Source organism: Domibacillus sp. PGB-M46, from assembly GCF_022668875.1.
GTDB lineage: Bacteria > Bacillota > Bacilli > Bacillales > Domibacillaceae > Domibacillus.
Genome location: NZ_JAKGCR010000001.1, coordinates 277,002 through 294,018, shown reverse-complemented (window position 1 = coordinate 294,018; position 17,017 = coordinate 277,002). Strand labels below are relative to the sequence as shown.

Below are 17,017 nucleotides of genomic sequence, written 5' to 3'. Positions count from 1 at the left end.
TTGGGCTAAAATGTAAGGGATATGAAAAAATGAAAAAGGCAGGTATAAGCAGATGAAGACGGCCATTTTGACCGACAGCACCGCTTATCTTCCAAAAGCGCTGCGCGAGGAGCTTAATATTTTTATGATTCCGCTCAGCGTTATTTTTGGTGAGGATGTATATCGTGAAGAGCTCGATATCACAATGGAAGAGTTTTACGGAAAAGTGAATGAAGGAGGCAGGCTGCCCACCACCTCTCAGCCGGTCATCGGCCACTTTGTTGAGCTGTATGAACAAATTGCCAAGGAGTACGATGCAGTTATTGGCATTTACTTATCAAGTGAACTGAGCGGCACCTATCAGTCATCCATTACCGCCGCAGACATGGTAGAGGAGTTAGATGTGTATTCATTTGATTCGGAAATCAGCTGTGCACCACAGGCTTTTTACGTGCTGCGGGCGGCAGAATTGGTCAAAGAAGGAAAAGCGCCGGATGCCATTTTGGCTGAGCTGGCCGAAATGAAAAAATGGACGAAAGCGTACTTTATGGTAGATGATTTAAACCATTTAAAGCGGGGAGGACGTTTAAGCGGGGCACAGGCGCTGATTGGCGGCCTGCTTCAAGTAAAACCGATTCTCCATGTGGAAGACAAGCGGCTCGCGCCATTTGAAAAAATTCGAACAAGCAAAAAAGCGCTCAAACGCATTGGTGATTTGTTCGGAGAAGATTATGGGGGCGGAGACACGCTGCAGGCATCTGTCATTCATGCGAACCGGGAGGAAGAGGCCCGGAAATGGACAGCGGAATTAAAGCAGCAGTTTCCGAAAGCCGAAATCAGCATTTCAAGCTTCGGCCCGGTCATTGCCACACACTTAGGAGAAGGCGCCTTGGCGCTCGGCTGGACGAAAAAAAGAACGTCCGAGTGATAAGTGGTCATCAACTAAAAAGAAAAAGCGCTCCAGCTCGAAGCTGGAACGCTTTTTTTATTTTGGAACGGAATTCAGCACATCTGTGATCATTTGCATTTCTTCTCTGTCGATCCGTTCTGTGCTTGCCGCCCGTGTACCGCTGATCAAGTCGCCGAAGCCCTGTTCATTCAGCTTCTTCACCACTTCATCGATAAATGGACGGTTGTTTTCGACAAGATACGTTGTTTTTGACCGTATCATTTGATCAAACACAGCGCTGCGCGGCATATCGATTCGCTCCAACGCTTCCTGGTTTAACAAAAGATCCAAAAGCGTTAAAAGCTCGTAGTCATTGCCGGCAAAGGTTAAATCAGGATTGACCTGATACCAGAAGTCGCCTTTTCGGGTGCTGTCGGTACGAATCCATTTTGGATATAAATTCTCAATACCGGCTTTGAATTCGCGCATCGGCCTCAAATACTTTTCATCACCGGTCTGCTCATAAGCGACGATCAAGAAACGCATGCCGCCTAGTGCGTGGTTCAGTGATGAATGTGTCTGCTTGGAACCAGGTTTATAGTAATCTGAAATCATATAGCTTGATGCGGTTACCGGAATGATATTGCCGAGTGATTTTTGGTTTACAAGGAAGTTCGCATACGTTAAGTTGTCATCTTTTAACGCTTCAATGCCAAGTGCTTCGCCTGTGTTTTTCAAAAACATTGCGGCATTTTCATTTAAACGCGTATCCACATATGGTGCTGTCGTGCCATATGATTTTTTCAGCCACGTGCTTGTATATTCTGTGTAGAAAAGCGGCTGGGTTCCTTTCGTTACTTCACCACCGGAGAATACATCCAGATCCGCGACTCCATTCAACACAAGGTCATATAAATAACGGTCGTTATGTTCCTGGTAAGCCGTCAAATAAATTCCAGCCTGCATCCGGTTGATGCTGCGTCCGTAGCCCATTTGATAGCCCGGTTCGATCGACCAAGGCAGCTTTGTATAGGCACCGTCTGCTGTGAGCCAGTTATTGATCGAGATATACTCGGCAATTGTGCGTTTAAACCATTCATCGCGTGTAGATGAGCTCTGGAACAAGGACTTGTCCGACACAAGCGCCCATGAATCTGAAATGGCGTTGCCTTTTACCGTTATGTTCATATTTGCCGTAACGGTATTGCCGGCCTGCTGAACGTCATAACCTGAATACTCTTGATCAAGCACACGAATGCGGGAAACGGCGCCGTCTGTATATTTCTGTTCTTTCGGAACAGCTACATAGTTTTTGCCCATCATGACTTCGCCTGTGACCGCCGACCCTTTTTTAGCAGAAAGCACGCCGATTGGGTGGCTCGTTTCATCAATGCCAAATACGTCATGGTGTTCACGAACAACGGTACCCTGATCGCTGTATTTAGCAAGTGAATAGTTATCAGACTGTGAAAACGGCAGGGAAACAGTAGCGGAATATGTATTGTCCGCATTGTGAGTAAATTTCGTGAAGACGAATGTATCGCCGTTTGTCAGCTTGCGAAGGGTTACACGAAGAGATCCGAGTGGTTTAGAAGCATAACCCATATGGTAGTAATAATGATAGTCTGTTGATTCAATATGCTTGTCCGTTTCCTGGCGGTCATATGAAAGCGGCACGCCGCGTGAATTCATACGAACCTTTACATATTGATAATCGCTGATCGGAACGATTACTTCCTGATTATCAGCCGGTTTTGGCACTTCAATCGGCTCTTTAACGGTGCCAAGAAGTCCAAGCTTTGTCATCATCCGGTGAATAAATACAGCTGATTCGCCGCGTGTTGCTATTTTCTTTGGCAGGAATGTATTATCTGCCGTTCCATAAATCAGTCCGTAATGCGTCATTCGCTCAACCGATGCATACGCATAAGCGCCAATTTCTTTCGCATCTGTGAAGGTTAACGGTGTACGCTCCATGTAATCGCCTTTATACTGCATGGCACGATCCAGCATAACCGCTACATCAGAGCGGGTAATGGCCTCGTTCGGGAGCGCTTTTCCTTCGGTTGTCCCCTGGATGATACCGGCTTTTTTCGCGGCGGCAATTTCAGGGTAAAGAGTGCTGCCAGGACCCACATCCACAAAAGCAGAATCGCCGGCAGGCAAATCAAGCGCCCGGGCAAGATACGCCAAAAACTGGCCTCTTGTTACACTTGCATAAGGACGAAAGGTTCCATCCTCATAACCCGCAATGACACCATCTGCCACAAGATCCTCGATCTCTTTTTTTGCCCAGTGGCTTGAAATATCGCTGAAGCTCTGTGCTGACACGTTAACCGCGAATAGGATCACGAGTAAAAGTGCTGTCAGGCTTCCTCCAATTTTTCGCATAAAATCCCCTTTCTTTTTTGTTTCAATGTTACAAAGAAAAGTATAACATACCGGAAAAATGACCCAATGTTAAATTATCATGACATTCTGATAACGGTTGTAATATTTATCCAGATAAAGTATACTGGGGCTGAAAGGATGTGACTTATGAAACATGCTCACTTTTTTTCAGGCCGTGAATTGACAGATGAAGAAATTCCCATTCTCTCCGATGTTCATTCTCTCGCTGTCCGCCCCGGCTTGTCCCGCCCGCTTCTTTGCCACCGCTGCGGAAATACCTCGAACTTCTCATCCCATCCATGTGCCCGGTGCGGCACCAACTGCGCGTACTGCCGAAACTGCATTCAAATGGGCAAAATCTCATCCTGTACAACTCTTTACCGCTGGATTGGCCCGAGCCGGCGCATCCGAAGCGAGCCGGAGAGATGCACTGGTCCGGCACACTGTCAGCCGGCCAAAAGAAAGCTTCCCGGCATGTTCGGCATGCAGTAGAAAATGATCTTGAACACACGGTCTGGGCCGTTGCCGGTGCCGGGAAAACAGAAGTGTTATTTGAAGGTATCGCCCAAGCCCTTCAAAATGGAAAACGTGTCTGCATGGCGGCACCAAGAGCCGATGTTGTCCGGGAACTGGCTCCGCGCCTTCAAAACGTGTTTCCCGATACGCCGCCTGCCGTACTGTATGGAGGCAGTCCAGACCGCCATACGTATAGTCCGCTTGTGATCTCTACGACCCACCAGCTGCTCCGCTTTTTTGAAGCGTTTGACGTCATGATCCTTGATGAAGTCGATGCTTTTCCGTACACGTTTGATGCTTCGCTTCAATTCGCCGTTCAAAAAGCACGCAAACAGAAATCCTCTCTTATTTATTTAACAGCTACACCCGAACCATCCTGGCAGGAAGACATCGACTCCGGCAGGCGGGAAGCGACCGTGATTCCGGCCCGTTACCACCGCCATCCGCTGCCTGTACCGGAGATGAAGTGGTGTGGAAACTGGAAAAAGTCGATTGTTCCTGCATCTGTTTTGGATTGGCTGAAAGAAAAGGAAAAAGCACTTCTTTTTTATCCTCATATTGAAACGATGGACAAAGCCCTTTTGACATTAAAAGAAGTAGATGCACGTATCCAAAGTGTGCATGCCGAGGATCCGCTCCGCAAAGAAAAAGTCGAAGCGATGCGCAGAGGGGAAATACCGGTTTTGCTTACCACAACGATTTTGGAGCGGGGTGTGACATTCCCTGGTGTAGATGTAGCAGTAGTCGGTGCAGAAGACCGGATTTTTACGGAAAGCGCCCTTGTACAAATAGCCGGGCGTGCCGGACGAAGCGCCGACTGCCCAACCGGCATTGTGACCTTTTTTCATTATGGAAAAACAAACGCCATGGTGCGGGCCATCAGCCAGATTAACAGGATGAACAAGCTTGGAGAGGAAAGGGGGCTGCTGGATGTATGAGCCGGTGCCTGCTTTGTGAAAGTGAAACAGCGATTCAGTCATGGGCTGCTTTTTTCGGTGCAAAGGCTCCGCTGCTGTGCGAAAATTGTTCCGCGCCACTCAAAAAATTAACAGGGCCTTTTTGTAAAATCTGCTGCCGGGAAATGAAAGAAGCTGGGGTCTGTCCGGACTGTGCTGTATGGGAGGAGGGCATCTTTCATTCTAACCATTCTTTCTATCAGTACAATGATGCCATGAAGGAGCTGATCGCCCGCTTTAAATACCGGGGAGATTATGCACTGGCGGACCTTTTTGCACAAGATATCAAGAGGATGGCCAGTCGATTGGAGTATGACATCATCTGTCCGGTCCCGCTGTCTCTTTCGCGTCTTGCAGAGCGGCGCTTTAACCAGTCAGCGGCGCTTATTGAGCAGGCAGGGCTGCCGCAAACCGCGCTTCTTGGGCGGCGTGAATCCGACAAGCAGTCTAAAAAAACACGTGCCGAGCGGATAAACGCTGAGCAGACGTTTTATCCAATTGGAGATGCAGCAGGGAAAACCATTCTTATCATTGACGATATTTACACGACCGGCGCAACCATGCGCCTTGTGTCCGATGCACTACAAAAGGCGGGCGCCGTATCGGTAAAAAGTATCGCGATTGCCCGCAGCGGCTCTTGACAATTTGGGATCCCGCGCCGAAAATAAAGCAAACGAATGACAACATGAGGTGAATGGGATGAACGAAATCGTTGACTGCCCGCGCTGCGGTGCATTATATGCTAAAAATGCCTTTCGTGATGTATGTCCAGCATGTTCCCGATCAGAAGAAGAGCTTTATCAAGCTGTTTATGCATTTTTAAGAAAAAGAGAAAACCGTGCCGCGACGATAGAGCGCGTTATCGAAGTGACCGGTGCAACACAGGAAATGATTTATAAATGGCTAAAGAAGGGGCGCCTTCATGCAGCGCAGTTTCCGAACCTCGGCTACCCGTGTGACCGCTGCGGCGCGATTATTCAGCGCGGCAAGCTGTGCAATAAATGTATAGAGGAAATTGAATCTGACCTAAAGCAGCATGACCGCGAGCAGCAGTTTGCGAGTGAGCGCCAGGAGGACCACCAGAAAACCTATTTGGGCAGACGAAATCATTAAACCCGTCTTTTGGCGGGTTTTTTTGATTCGAAAATTACACCAAATTCCTCACTAAACATTTCCGCCATTTTGACGATATAATAAGCACAAGAACAAAAAGAAAGCGAGGATACGGAGATGAAAATTAACCATACACCTGGAGTAAATGGAATCAATCCGTATCAGAAGCAGCTAAAAAAAGTAGATGCGGCAAAAGCAGCCAGCCCGGCAGCCGGCGATAAACTTGAAATTTCAAGCGCCGCCAAAGAGATGCAAGATTCATCCAGAATATTAGCTGAACGCCGCGAAAAAATCGCGCTTCTGAAGGAAAAGATCGCGGATGGCACATACAAGCCGGATGCAGATGCAACCGCCAAAGCCATGCTCGACTTTTACGGAAAGCTGTAACTGTCACCGGATCGCCCACAAACTATTGTTGGGCGGTCTTTCTTTATGTATAGACCAAGGAAAGGAGACCGACTGATGAAGATTCAGCCACAACTGGCACCCTCACCAAGTCAAACAGCGCCCGCAGCCGTTCAAGGGGAAACGAAAGCTGCGCCAGCGTCAAACACAGCCCCCGCCGCATCCGCGCCGAGTACGGACAAGCAGCCTGCGGAGGAACTTGCGGTATTTACCCAAAAAGGAGTTACCCTTACAAAAGAAGCCGCACAGGCTGTTCAAACATTTATGGAAACAGCACCGGGAACGGAAGCGGACAAGCTTGCGACAGTCAAGGCTCTAGCGGACAAGGGTATCGTGCCGTCTGAGTCATCGCTCAAAGCGGTTCATGCTGCACTGACGGGTACACCGTTTGGCAGACAGGCAGCCGAGTGGCTGGCGCAGTCGGGCATCGAATTTCCGGAAAACATCCGCGCGGCAATCGATAAAGCACTGCAGCTTGGACGGACGCAAGAAGCCATTACTGCCATAAAATCTTCGCCGCTTCCCGAGCAGGTTGTGAAGCAAATTGAAGTATTAATGAAGCAGACAAGCTCGCCTGCCCAATTGGTACAGGCATTAAAAAACCTGGCGGCAGGGCAGAATCTCCCGGCCGCCCAGCTGATCGAGCGGGCAGGCGCTATTCAGGCAGAAACGATTCAAAACACGGCTAAGCAAAAGCTTGGAGAAGCACTAAACGCACTGTTAAAGCAGCAGCCTGCCGATACCCTCCTTCAAGCGCTCGCCCAAAAGCTCGACCAAAATGGTTCCCTGGAGGAAATTGTCCAGGCACTGCGCACCTCTTTTACTGGAAACCGTACCGCTGTTTTGAAACCCGTCGCACAAGCCCTGCAGATGGCTGACCTGGCAAAGGAGCGAGTAGCGGGAACCTTGCAGCCGTCAGGCATTGTCTTGCCACAAACAGATAAAACGGAGCCGTCTCTGCCGCAAAGAGTAGCCGCTATGATCCAAAAAGAACCATCTTTTGAGCGGGTCGCTGCCTTTGTAAGAGATACCCTGCCGGAGTTGGGGGACACCGTCGAGCGGGCAGAGACACTGGCTGCATCAGGAAAAGAGCTCGCCGCACGCGGTGAATTAATGAAAGCCGTTGAACCGCTCATCCCGCCTTCTGTTGCAAGTGAGAGGGCCAGCCTGCCGGATGATTTATTTGCTCACGTGCCTCCCGCTTCCAAAACCGTTGTGATGACGACGATTACCGAAAAAATGTCCCAGTCGGCGATTGATTTTAAACAATTCAAGCGGGATATTGTGCGCAATCTGCAAACCGCCGAGCTGCTCGTTAAAACACCGCAGCAGGCGAAGCCGGTCGTGGAAACGGCCATTAAAACATTGGATAACGCCATTTTAAAGGGCAGCTTTATGCTGTTTACCGATATGAAAACAGAAAAAGAGCTGATGCAGGCATCCCAGCAGCTCGCAGATGCACGCAAGCTGTTGGCTAAAGGTGATACGCAGGCCGCAGCTCGGATTGTATCAGAGGTAAAGGTGCTGATCGATAAAATAACCTTTAAACCGTCCGATGCCCGGGTTGTCCATATGGCGACACAGGAGCTGGCCGATACGCCGCAGCGCCACTTGGCCGGCGCGATGGCCGGTCTTTACGATACGCCGGGCCCCCGCAGCGCTTTTGAACTGGTCCGCGCCGCTGGCTTGAACTATGAGCATGAGCAGTCCGCCGCTCTGTTAAAAGGAAAAGCGGAAGTGCCGAATGCCGTGAAGCAGGCACTGCTTGCCACGATGGGCAGCCAGTCCGGCGATCAGGCCGCTTCAAACTTAACCGGCCAGCAGCTGTTAAGCAAACCAGAAACCGGTCTGCAGTCGATAATGATGTCTCTGCCGTTTTTACTGGGCGGCCAGGCGGATAATGTGAATGTTTTTATCCGCTCAAAAAATGGCGGCCAGCAGGTGGACTGGGAAAACTGCTCGCTTCACTTCTTGTTTGAAACAAAAAAACTGGGACCGGTCGGCATGACGATCACAGCTGCCGACCGAAACCTTTCTTTAAAAGTACAAAACGACCAGGAAGGCTTTGAGCAAAAAATGGCGCCGCTCGCCGCCGTGCTCAAAAACCGGCTTTCCGATATCGGCTACCGGGTTGGAGCGGTTCAGTTCGGTCCGTTTACTCAAGAAGAAAAGGGCGGGACAGCCGCGAAGCAGTCCGCCGCTGCTGCTTCCACGAAAGGGTTTGATTTAACGATATGAGTTATTACAACCAAATAAAGCGCCGGAAAGTAAATGGCCCATCTGCCGCGGTGATCCGCTATGAAGAGGGAAATGCGCCAACAGTCGTCGCGCAGGGAAAAGGCGCGCTCGCTTCAAAAATTTTGGAACTCGCCAGCCAGCATGGCATTCCGATGGAGCAGGACTCGTCACTCCTGTCAGAGCTGATCGATATTGACCTGGGTGATTCCATCCCGCCTCAATTGTATTCGGTCATTGCCGAAATGCTCATTTTAATCGAAGAAATGGAATCTGCGTATTAAAATTCGGCAAATGTTGCCGATACACTCACATGAGGTGACAAAAATGATCACAAAAGAAATGATTTACCAGAAAACGCCGCAGCAAATTACAGCCCTTTTATATGAAGCAGGACTGACGCAATTTGACCAGGCGATCGCTTTTTTAGAAGAAAAACAATATGCAGAAGCCAACAAGGCGATGCAGAAAATTAACGATATTACGGAGCGGCTCGGCGCCGGCTTGAACTATGAAGCCGGCATTATCGCCGACCAGCTCGATCATGTGTATAACTTTATTGCCGACACCGTTATTCAAGCGAATATGTACAAAGACGCCGAAAGGCTCCAGCAGGCGCGCCAGCTTTTCGAAACGATTGCGGAGGCGTGGAACGAAGCGTCGAAAACAGCAACGGCCAAGCCGGCTGCACGCAAAACAAATGCATACGAACAAAATATCTTTGTTGAAGCCAGACCGGCCAATACATTTGAAACGGGGAATTGATCAATGAGAATTAACCATAACATTCAAGCATTGAATGCTTATCGCAATTTAAACAACACGGCCAATACAACCGCTAAAAGTCTAGAAAAATTGTCATCAGGCCTTCGTATTAATCGGGCGGCGGATGATGCAGCAGGACTTGCCATTTCGGAAAAAATGCGCTCGCAAATCCGCGGTCTTGATATGGCAGAGCGCAATTCACTCGATGCGATTTCCCTGATTCAAACAGCTGAAGGTGCGCTTGCCTCGACGCATGACATTTTGCAGCGGATGCGTGAGTTGTCGGTACAGGCGTCAAACGGAACACTTGAAACAGCGGATAGAGACGCCATTCAAGAAGAAATTAATGCACTGACAACAGAAATTCAGCGAATCGCAGATACAACAGAATTCAACAAGAAAAAGCTTCTGGATGGCAGCTTTGTGAATGTTGATTTCCAAATTGGAGCTAATAATGGACAAATGCTAGGTCTTTCGATTGGAAATATGGCTCCAGGTGCGCTTGGGATTGCCGGTCTTAACTTAGCAACCCCTTCAGGGGCGCAAACAGCCATTTCTACATTTGATACAGCTATAGCAACTGTTTCTAAACAGCGCAGCCAACTCGGTGCCGTTCAGAATCGTTTAGAGCACACCATTACAAACCTTCAGACAGCAAATGAAAACTTAACAGCTTCAGAATCCCGCATTCGTGATTTGGATATGGCGAAAGAAATGACGAACTTTACGCGAAACAACATCTTAAACCAAGCGGGACAGGCTATGCTCGCACAGGCGAATCAGCTTCCGCAGGGTGTTCTGCAGCTTCTTCAATAATTAAACGGGGTGAATCACGATGGAAGTACAGCGCGTAAATAAAGTTTCCGCGTCCCGGATCGAACGGAAAGAAGAAACGGCGAAAGCATCCGTCACGTTTACGGATGTGATCGCAAACAAGCGCCAAAATGCCGCACTTGAGAAAATGAACGGCATGATGAAAGATATCGAAACGCAGGGCGAAAAATTGGCCGAGCACCGGTCGATTGATGACCTGCGAAAGTATAAAAAAATGGTCAAAGAATTTATGGAAGAAGCCGTGAACAGCGGGCTGCAGCTAGAAGATCAGCGCGGCTTTAACCGCCGCGGCCGGACGAAGGTATATAAAATAGTGAAAGAAGTAGACAGTCGTTTGACCCAGCTTGCCAATGACGTCATTAATAAAGAGAAATCACAGCTTGATATCTTAAGCAAAGTCGGCGAAATTCAAGGCTTATTAATTAATATTTACACATAAGGAGTGGAGCGTCATGCTTATTAAAACGCTCGAAAAACAGCTGGCGCTTCATAAAAGCCTGCTTAGTTTGGCTCGCGCCAAAAAAGACGCCATTAAAGAAAATAAAATGGACGAATTGAACCGAATTATCCGCGATGAGCAAAAGCATGTCAGTGCGGTATCGATTCTTGAAAAACAGCGTGCTTCCCAGTCAGAAGGAACGGTTACAGAAGAGATTCCAAACCTTTTAAAGGAAGAACAGGAGCAGGCCGCATATCTTCGTGATGAGCTGCTCGGTGTATTGCTGGAATTAAAAGAAGCCAATGATTTAAATGCCGCACTGCTGGATCAGTCGCTTCAATTCGTTCATTTGCAGCTAGACTTGCTTGCCCCGCCGGATGCGGGGAATTACGCGCCGGATGGTGACCAAAACGAACCGTCTTCCAGGCCGGTATTCGATTCGAAAGCATAGGAGGGAAAAACATGCCATCAACCTTTATGGGACTTGAAACAGCGAAGCGCGGTATGTTTACACAGCAAAGCGCTCTTTATACAACCGGTCATAACATTTCCAATGCCAATACACCGGGCTACTCGCGCCAGCGTGTTAATTTCCAGACCACCACTCCTTACCCGGGAGTCGGATTGAACCGCCCGGAAATTCCCGGCCAAATGGGAACGGGAGTAGAGACCGGCTCGGTTGAGCGTGTTCGGGATGGATTTTTAGACGTCCAATATCGCACAGAAAACAATAAGCTGGGCTATTGGAGTGCGCGCTCAGATGCACTGATTAAAGTAGAAGATGTTTTAAACGAACCGACCGATGAAGGACTTGCGGCCGTAATGAGTGAAATGTGGCAGTCATTGCAGGATTTATCCACTACGCCTGAAAACGAAGGAGCGCGCGGCGTCGTCCTGGAACGGATACAAGCTGTAACCGACACATTCAATTATCTCTCGGATTCATTGAACTCGGTGAAGAAAGATTTCGGAAATCAATTATCGGTAACAGCGCAGGCGGCTAATTCTGTAATCCAGCAGTTATTTGATGTAAATCGGGAGATTGCTAAGATTGAACCAAACGGCTATTTGCCGAATGATTTATATGATCGCCGTGACGCCCTTGTTGACGAGCTTTCACAATATATGAATATTAAAATAAGCACGGTGCCAAGCGGAGGAAATGCCTCTAAAATCGCGGAAGGCATTTATGAAGTGAAACTGATAAATGCGGATGGAACAGAAGGAGAGCCGCTGCTGACAAAAGATACATTTAAGCAGCTCAGCTTTACGCAAACAGGAGCGGTTACAACCGATTTATCAACAGAGTACGTAAGCGACATCGACCTGGTTGAGTTTAACCGCGATGGGGAAACTGGACAAAGAATCACGCTAGATATTGCGGACGCAGGAGCGGTTGTATTTCCACAAGGTGAATTGCGCGGCCTTATTGAAGCTTTTGGCTATAAAGAAAACGGCGCAGATCCAAATGAAGCAGTCAAAGGGATTTATTCCACCCGTTTAGACAGCCTTGATAAACTGGCATATTCTCTCGCTAAAATGTTTAATGGGATTCATGAGCAGGGGACAGATTTGGATACAGCAACATCACCTGTTAATGAAGTATTTGATCTCGACGATTCAATGTCAGAAACGAACTATGCAGGAGCCGCAAGTATCATTCAACTGAATTCATCGTTTACAATGAAAGACCTTGCTGTTTCGATGAATGGAGATGCGGGAGATGGCCAAAATGCATTGAATCTGGCCAATGTCGGATCGATGCTGCTGAATGCCTCGCCGGTGACATTACTCGGCACAAAAGCCGATGGTTCAACAGTCTCCTACTCACTGCCAGCCCTTCCGATTAAAAGCGGATCGCTGAATACTTTTTATGAGTCGGTCATCGGCCGTCTCGGCGTAGATTCACAGCAGGCGCAGCGAATGGAGTCGAATGTTTCTGTTTTAAGAGAGTCGGTTGAAACAAACCGCGCTTCCGTGTCCTCTGTTTCTCTTGACGAAGAAATGACGAATTTAATTAAATTCCAGCAAGCGTATAATGGCGCGGCCCGAATGATTACAATCGTGGATGAAATGCTGGATAAAGTGATCAACGGAATGGGCACAGGCGGCCGTTAAAAAGGAGTGAAGGAACATGCGTGTAACGCAATCCATGCTGACAGGCAACATGATGAAAAATTTAACATCCAGTATGAATCGGCTTGACACATTAAATACGCAAGTGGCCACACAAAAAAAAATCAGCCGTCCGTCTGATGACCCGGTAGTGGCCATGAAAGGCATGAATTACCGCCGAAGCCTACAGGAGGTCGAACAATTCCAGCGCAATTTCAGTGAAGCGTACAACTGGGTGGAAAATTCGGATGAGACACTTGACAAAGCAAAACTTGCTATGGACCGTGTCCGTGAGCTGCTCGTGCAAACGTCAAACGATACGTATGATGCGGAGCAGCGCCAGTCAGCAAAAGCGGAAGTTGACCAGCTGAAAGAGCATTTAATTGAGCTGGCCAATACAAAGTTTGGTGAAAAATATTTGTTTAATGGGACCAACACACTGGAGCAGCCGGTTGATGAAGAGGGAACAGTGGCAGCCACAAATAAGGGGAAAGTGAAAATAGAGCTTTCTGAAGGGGTTTATATCCAAGTCAATGTTGATGCTGGCAGTGCTTTTTCTCAAGCCTTGTTTGATGATATGGACGCTATTTCTAAGGCGATGGCTGATCCGGCTACCACTGGGGAACAGTTAAGCGCCTTTTTAACAAACATTGACTCTCGTATTACCGAAAACACAACAGCACGTGCCGAAATTGGCGCCCGATTTAACCGGATCGAACTCATGCAGTCCCGCCTCTCCGAACAGGAAGTTGTGGCATCACGTATTTTGTCCGATAATGAAGACGTTGATTTTGAAAAAGTAGTGACAGAGCTGACGGCACAGGAAACGGTTCACCGCGCTGCTCTTTCTGTCGGCGCCCGGATCATTCAGCCGTCATTAATGGATTTTCTCCGCTAAATAAGGAGGGCGTTTAAATGAACATGCCAACGATACAAATCAACCAGACCCGTGCCCAAATTCAAATTTCGTCCACACCGGGCCGGCAAACGATTCAGCAGGCACAGGCGACGGTTGAACTGAGCCAGCCGCGTCCGGAAGTGAAGCTGTCCATTACGCCAGGCCGGCTTTCGATTGACCAGACAGAAGCATGGGCAGACATGGATCGGAAGAACATTTTTAGACGCACCCGCGAAGAAGCGGCAGAGGGGCGCCAAAAGGCGGCAGAAGGAATTGCACGGCGGGCGGCGGAAGGACGCGAGCTTGCAGCCATTGAAAAAGACGGCAACCCGATTGTCAGCCAGGCAATGCGTAATACAACACGAAACTATCAAACAGGCATTGCCTGGATTCCATCACCCGGAAGTGTGAAATTTCATTACCAGCCCGGCACTGTAAAGGCAGATGTTAATGTGCAGCCCATTGTCAACAACTCGCACGCCAATAAAACAACCGTCACCTATCAGCCTGGCGGGGTGAATATTCAACTAAAACAAAAGTCGTCTATTGACTTTAAAGCAGTCGATAAAACCATTTAACAAAGGATGATCAACATGAAAATCCAAACGAAATACCATGGTGAAACAGAAATTTCGCAAGAAGATATTATTTCTTTTTCAAACGGCATCCCCGGCTTTGAAAGCGAAAAAGAATTCGTTCTGCTGGGTTTTCCCGACAATAATGTCTTTTACACGCTTCAATCGGTTTCTACACCGGATTTAAGCTTCGTTGTAACGGATCCATTTTCCTTTTTTATTGACTACAACGTGAAAATTGACGACGCGACTATTGATGCTCTTGCCATTGAAAAAGAAGAAGACGTCAAGCTGCTGAACATCCTGACGGTGCGCGACCCATTCGAAGAAACAACCGTCAACCTGCAGGCGCCGCTTGTCATTAATAAAAAGAAGCATAAGGGGCGCCAGGTGATTTTAATCGGGACCCCATACGAAACACGCCACAACCTGTCTCAAGCAAGGGAGGCGTAACGGATGCTCGTCCTTACACGAAAACCGGGTGAATCTCTGATGATTGGTGATGATATTGAGCTTACTGTTGTTGCCGTCTCAGGTGACCAGGTAAAGCTCGGCATTAACGCGCCGAAACACATCGACATCCATCGAAAAGAAATTTACGTCCAGATCGGCAGCGAAAACAAATCCGCCTCTGCCGGCGTAACGGATTTATCCGGCCTTTTTAAACTCCCTCCAATGAAATAATGGATGGGAGTTTTTAATTGAGTAGTTTTCCCTTGAGTGCAGCAATCATGCCCAGCCACCTGTCAAGTAAAAGAGCAGCAACCCCTATGCCATTCTCATGAATACTTTTGCTTTCTATTACCAATCGTCTTTCCTTTTTATTTTCTCTCCATCTTGTCAAATGTTAGAGAAACAAGTAAATAAATACTTCATAAATTTGCCGGAAAAATAATAAAAAACAATTGAATATCTATTAAACATTTCCTCAATAGGACGATAATAGTAGTGTAAGCAAAAAGGAACAGGGCGGCCGACCTGGAACGGATTGCTGAACAAAAGGAAATCTGTTCACACGGACGTGAACAGCCACACTCAAGGAGGAAAATAAAATGATTATCAATCACAATATTGCAGCACTTAACACACATCGTCAGTTGGGTAGTGCTTCAAATGCCCAAGCTAAAAACATGGAGAAATTATCTTCTGGTCTTCGTATCAACCGTGCTGGAGATGACGCAGCGGGTCTAGCCATCTCTGAAAAAATGCGTGCTCAAGTTAAAGGATTAGATCAGGCGTCTAGAAATGCGCAAGATGGCATCTCATTAATCCAAACTGCTGAGGGTGCTCTAAATGAAACTCACAGTATCCTTCAACGTATGCGTGAACTATCTGTTCAATCATCAAATGAAACAAACACTGCTGATGACCGTGGTGCTCTTGACAAAGAGTTCCAACAATTAAAAAAAGAAGTTACTCGAATTGCTGACCAAACAGAATTTAACACAAAAACGTTGTTAAAAGGCGGATTTGGTGCTTCTTCTACTGAAGGCGCAAATATCGTCGCTGGTAAAGGGGTTACAGATTATAATATTGGTGGTGCAGGTGTTGGTACTGTTGCTTTAACTTCTGGAACAGGTACGAACTCTGGTGTGAAGTTAACTGCAGTTTTTACTGATGCAGCTGGAAATTCTACAACTCAAGTATTAGATGATGTAGCAATCCCAACAGGTACAGATTCAAGCACAATTAATTTTGATAAACTTGGTTTCTCATTTACAGCTAATAGTTCATTAGCTACAGGAAGTTTTGGGGGCGCGGCTGATGACACGATTACAATCTCATCTGCAGCATCTAAATTTCAAATTGGCGCAAATGCAAACCAAACGATTGATTTGTCTATCAACAACATGGATGCTACTGCTCTTGGGGTTAACGACGATGATATTTTAACTAAAGATAAAGCACAGTTAGCAATTACTGCTTTAGATAGTGCTATTAAATCAGTTTCAACTGAACGAGCAAATCTTGGGTCAGTTCAAAACCGATTAGAACATACAATTAATAACTTGGGTACTGCTGGAGAAAACCTAACAGCTGCTGAGTCTCGTGTAAGGGACGTTGACATGGCGAAAGAAATGATGGCTCAAACGAAAAATTCTATTCTTTCTCAAGCTGCTCAGGCAATGCTTTCTCAAGCTAACCAACAGCCACAAGGCGTGCTTCAACTTCTTCGTTAATCTTCACCCCGCGGCTTAGATTAGCTGAAAAGCAAGAGACTCTGGATTTTTCCAGAGTCTTTTTTATATGAAGCAGTAAAAAGCTGTTTGACAGGGAGAAACTAGATGGCTAAAAATCATCAAGACTATAAAAAGTTTCTTGAAGAACAGATCGAATGGTGTCAGGAACAGGATCTCATCTTAGAAGAGATAGAGTCAAAGCTTCTTGAAATGAAAGAGATAGCTGAATATGCTCTCAAACGTGAGCTAACCCCGTCAGAAGCTGGCAAGCTGAACGGTCAATTAAACGACTTAAAAAGTAAAATCCATTCCCTAGAAAAAAAGTTGCACTCTGACGTTCATTAGGAAATCGATGTCAGTCTACCACTCTGCCAAAATGTAATGCGATAAAGAGTGAAAAGAACAAAAAGATCAATATATATTATAATTCTGAATCAATATTAAAGCCCTTATTCCCTCGCTGGAATAAGAGTCTCAGTATTATTTTTAACACCTCGAATTTTACTGGGTTAGTAGATAACCCTTCAGGGTATTTATTAGTTATTTATACCTATATAATTTAATGACGCGATGATTATAATAGACTTATATCACAAAAAACCAAGTGAAAAAGGCAAACCATGGGAAACGATGGGACGCAAAGCCAAGGGCCTGTATCATAATGACTATTCATTATGAATGGCAGCCGGTTGCCGCAAGGGATCATAGTCTTATAGACCAATGAGCC

Annotated in this window: 20 protein-coding genes and 1 riboswitch; of the genes, 19 read left to right on the top strand and 1 reads right to left on the bottom strand. The window is 47.1% G+C overall.

What is annotated here, in order from left to right; genetic code table 11:
- Nucleotides 1–52: 52 nt before the first annotated feature.
- The gene (locus tag L2D08_RS01425; protein ID WP_242231925.1) at nucleotides 53–907 is read left to right on the top strand and encodes a DegV family protein; all 855 of its coding nucleotides are present in this window, start codon (nucleotides 53–55) and stop codon (nucleotides 905–907) included.
- A gap of 57 nt (nucleotides 908–964) precedes the next feature.
- Here the strand turns inward: L2D08_RS01425 and L2D08_RS01420 are convergent, their stop codons facing one another.
- Entirely contained in the window at nucleotides 965–3,259 is a 2,295-nt protein-coding gene (locus L2D08_RS01420) for an S-layer homology domain-containing protein (RefSeq protein WP_242231924.1), read from the bottom strand.
- Nucleotides 3,260–3,406: 147 nt separating this feature from the next.
- Between L2D08_RS01420 and L2D08_RS01415 the strand changes: the two genes are divergently transcribed.
- The 18 genes from L2D08_RS01415 (at nucleotide 3,407) to L2D08_RS01330 (ending at nucleotide 16,635) form a co-directional block, all read left to right on the top strand.
- Nucleotides 3,407–3,751 carry a hypothetical protein gene (locus L2D08_RS01415; protein ID WP_242231923.1) on the top strand — a complete coding sequence of 115 codons (345 nt, stop codon included), beginning with the start codon at nucleotides 3,407–3,409 and terminating at the stop codon, nucleotides 3,749–3,751.
- Nucleotides 3,685–4,713, top strand: a complete 1,029-nt coding sequence (locus L2D08_RS01410; RefSeq protein WP_242231922.1) for an ATP-dependent helicase ComFA — start codon at nucleotides 3,685–3,687, stop codon at nucleotides 4,711–4,713. Before L2D08_RS01415 ends, L2D08_RS01410 begins: the two co-directional genes overlap by 67 nt.
- Nucleotides 4,710–5,372 carry a ComFC family protein gene (locus L2D08_RS01405; protein WP_242231921.1) on the top strand — a complete coding sequence of 221 codons (663 nt, stop codon included), beginning with the start codon at nucleotides 4,710–4,712 and terminating at the stop codon, nucleotides 5,370–5,372. Before L2D08_RS01410 ends, L2D08_RS01405 begins: the two co-directional genes overlap by 4 nt.
- A 58-nt stretch (nucleotides 5,373–5,430) precedes the next feature.
- Entirely contained in the window at nucleotides 5,431–5,844 is a 414-nt protein-coding gene (locus L2D08_RS01400; protein ID WP_242231920.1) for a TIGR03826 family flagellar region protein, read from the top strand.
- 117 nt (nucleotides 5,845–5,961) lie between these two features.
- Nucleotides 5,962–6,231 (top strand): flagellar biosynthesis anti-sigma factor FlgM, encoded by a 270-nt coding sequence (gene flgM, locus L2D08_RS01395; protein WP_242231919.1) that lies wholly within the window; start codon nucleotides 5,962–5,964, stop codon nucleotides 6,229–6,231.
- Nucleotides 6,232–6,306: 75 nt separating this feature from the next.
- Nucleotides 6,307–8,487: an RAD23 family protein gene (locus L2D08_RS01390; protein WP_242231918.1), complete on the top strand. Its 2,181-nt coding sequence runs from the start codon at nucleotides 6,307–6,309 to the stop codon at nucleotides 8,485–8,487.
- Nucleotides 8,484–8,768, top strand: coding sequence for an EscU/YscU/HrcU family type III secretion system export apparatus switch protein (locus L2D08_RS01385; protein WP_242231917.1), 285 nt, complete (start codon nucleotides 8,484–8,486; stop codon nucleotides 8,766–8,768). The genes L2D08_RS01390 and L2D08_RS01385 overlap by 4 nt, the downstream gene beginning before the upstream one ends.
- A gap of 43 nt (nucleotides 8,769–8,811) precedes the next feature.
- Entirely contained in the window at nucleotides 8,812–9,249 is a 438-nt protein-coding gene (locus L2D08_RS01380; protein ID WP_242231916.1) for a flagellar export chaperone FliS, read from the top strand.
- Between the two features lie 3 nt (nucleotides 9,250–9,252).
- Nucleotides 9,253–10,065 (top strand): flagellin N-terminal helical domain-containing protein, encoded by an 813-nt coding sequence (locus L2D08_RS01375; RefSeq protein WP_242231915.1) that lies wholly within the window; start codon nucleotides 9,253–9,255, stop codon nucleotides 10,063–10,065.
- A gap of 19 nt (nucleotides 10,066–10,084) precedes the next feature.
- Entirely contained in the window at nucleotides 10,085–10,522 is a 438-nt protein-coding gene (locus L2D08_RS01370) for a YaaR family protein (RefSeq protein ID WP_242231914.1), read from the top strand.
- 13 nt (nucleotides 10,523–10,535) lie between these two features.
- Complete coding sequence (locus L2D08_RS01365; RefSeq protein WP_242231913.1) at nucleotides 10,536–10,973, top strand: flagellar protein FlgN; 438 nt, start codon at nucleotides 10,536–10,538, stop codon at nucleotides 10,971–10,973.
- A gap of 11 nt (nucleotides 10,974–10,984) precedes the next feature.
- Complete coding sequence (gene flgK / locus L2D08_RS01360; protein WP_242231912.1) at nucleotides 10,985–12,640, top strand: flagellar hook-associated protein FlgK; 1,656 nt, start codon at nucleotides 10,985–10,987, stop codon at nucleotides 12,638–12,640.
- A 16-nt stretch (nucleotides 12,641–12,656) separates the two neighbouring features.
- Entirely contained in the window at nucleotides 12,657–13,535 is an 879-nt protein-coding gene (gene flgL, locus L2D08_RS01355) for a flagellar hook-associated protein FlgL (RefSeq protein ID WP_242231911.1), read from the top strand.
- 17 nt (nucleotides 13,536–13,552) lie between these two features.
- Entirely contained in the window at nucleotides 13,553–14,113 is a 561-nt protein-coding gene (locus L2D08_RS01350; protein WP_242231910.1) for a DUF6470 family protein, read from the top strand.
- A gap of 15 nt (nucleotides 14,114–14,128) precedes the next feature.
- Nucleotides 14,129–14,563 carry a flagellar assembly protein FliW gene (fliW, locus tag L2D08_RS01345; RefSeq protein WP_242231909.1) on the top strand — a complete coding sequence of 145 codons (435 nt, stop codon included), beginning with the start codon at nucleotides 14,129–14,131 and terminating at the stop codon, nucleotides 14,561–14,563.
- Between the two features lie 3 nt (nucleotides 14,564–14,566).
- Nucleotides 14,567–14,794 (top strand): carbon storage regulator CsrA, encoded by a 228-nt coding sequence (gene csrA, locus L2D08_RS01340; RefSeq protein ID WP_242231908.1) that lies wholly within the window; start codon nucleotides 14,567–14,569, stop codon nucleotides 14,792–14,794.
- A gap of 368 nt (nucleotides 14,795–15,162) precedes the next feature.
- Nucleotides 15,163–16,290, top strand: coding sequence for a flagellin N-terminal helical domain-containing protein (locus L2D08_RS01335; RefSeq protein WP_242231907.1), 1,128 nt, complete (start codon nucleotides 15,163–15,165; stop codon nucleotides 16,288–16,290).
- Nucleotides 16,291–16,395: 105 nt separating this feature from the next.
- Complete coding sequence (locus L2D08_RS01330; protein ID WP_242231906.1) at nucleotides 16,396–16,635, top strand: hypothetical protein; 240 nt, start codon at nucleotides 16,396–16,398, stop codon at nucleotides 16,633–16,635.
- A 257-nt stretch (nucleotides 16,636–16,892) separates the two neighbouring features.
- Nucleotides 16,893–16,987, top strand: a riboswitch (cyclic di-GMP riboswitch).
- Nucleotides 16,988–17,017 lie beyond the last annotated feature (30 nt).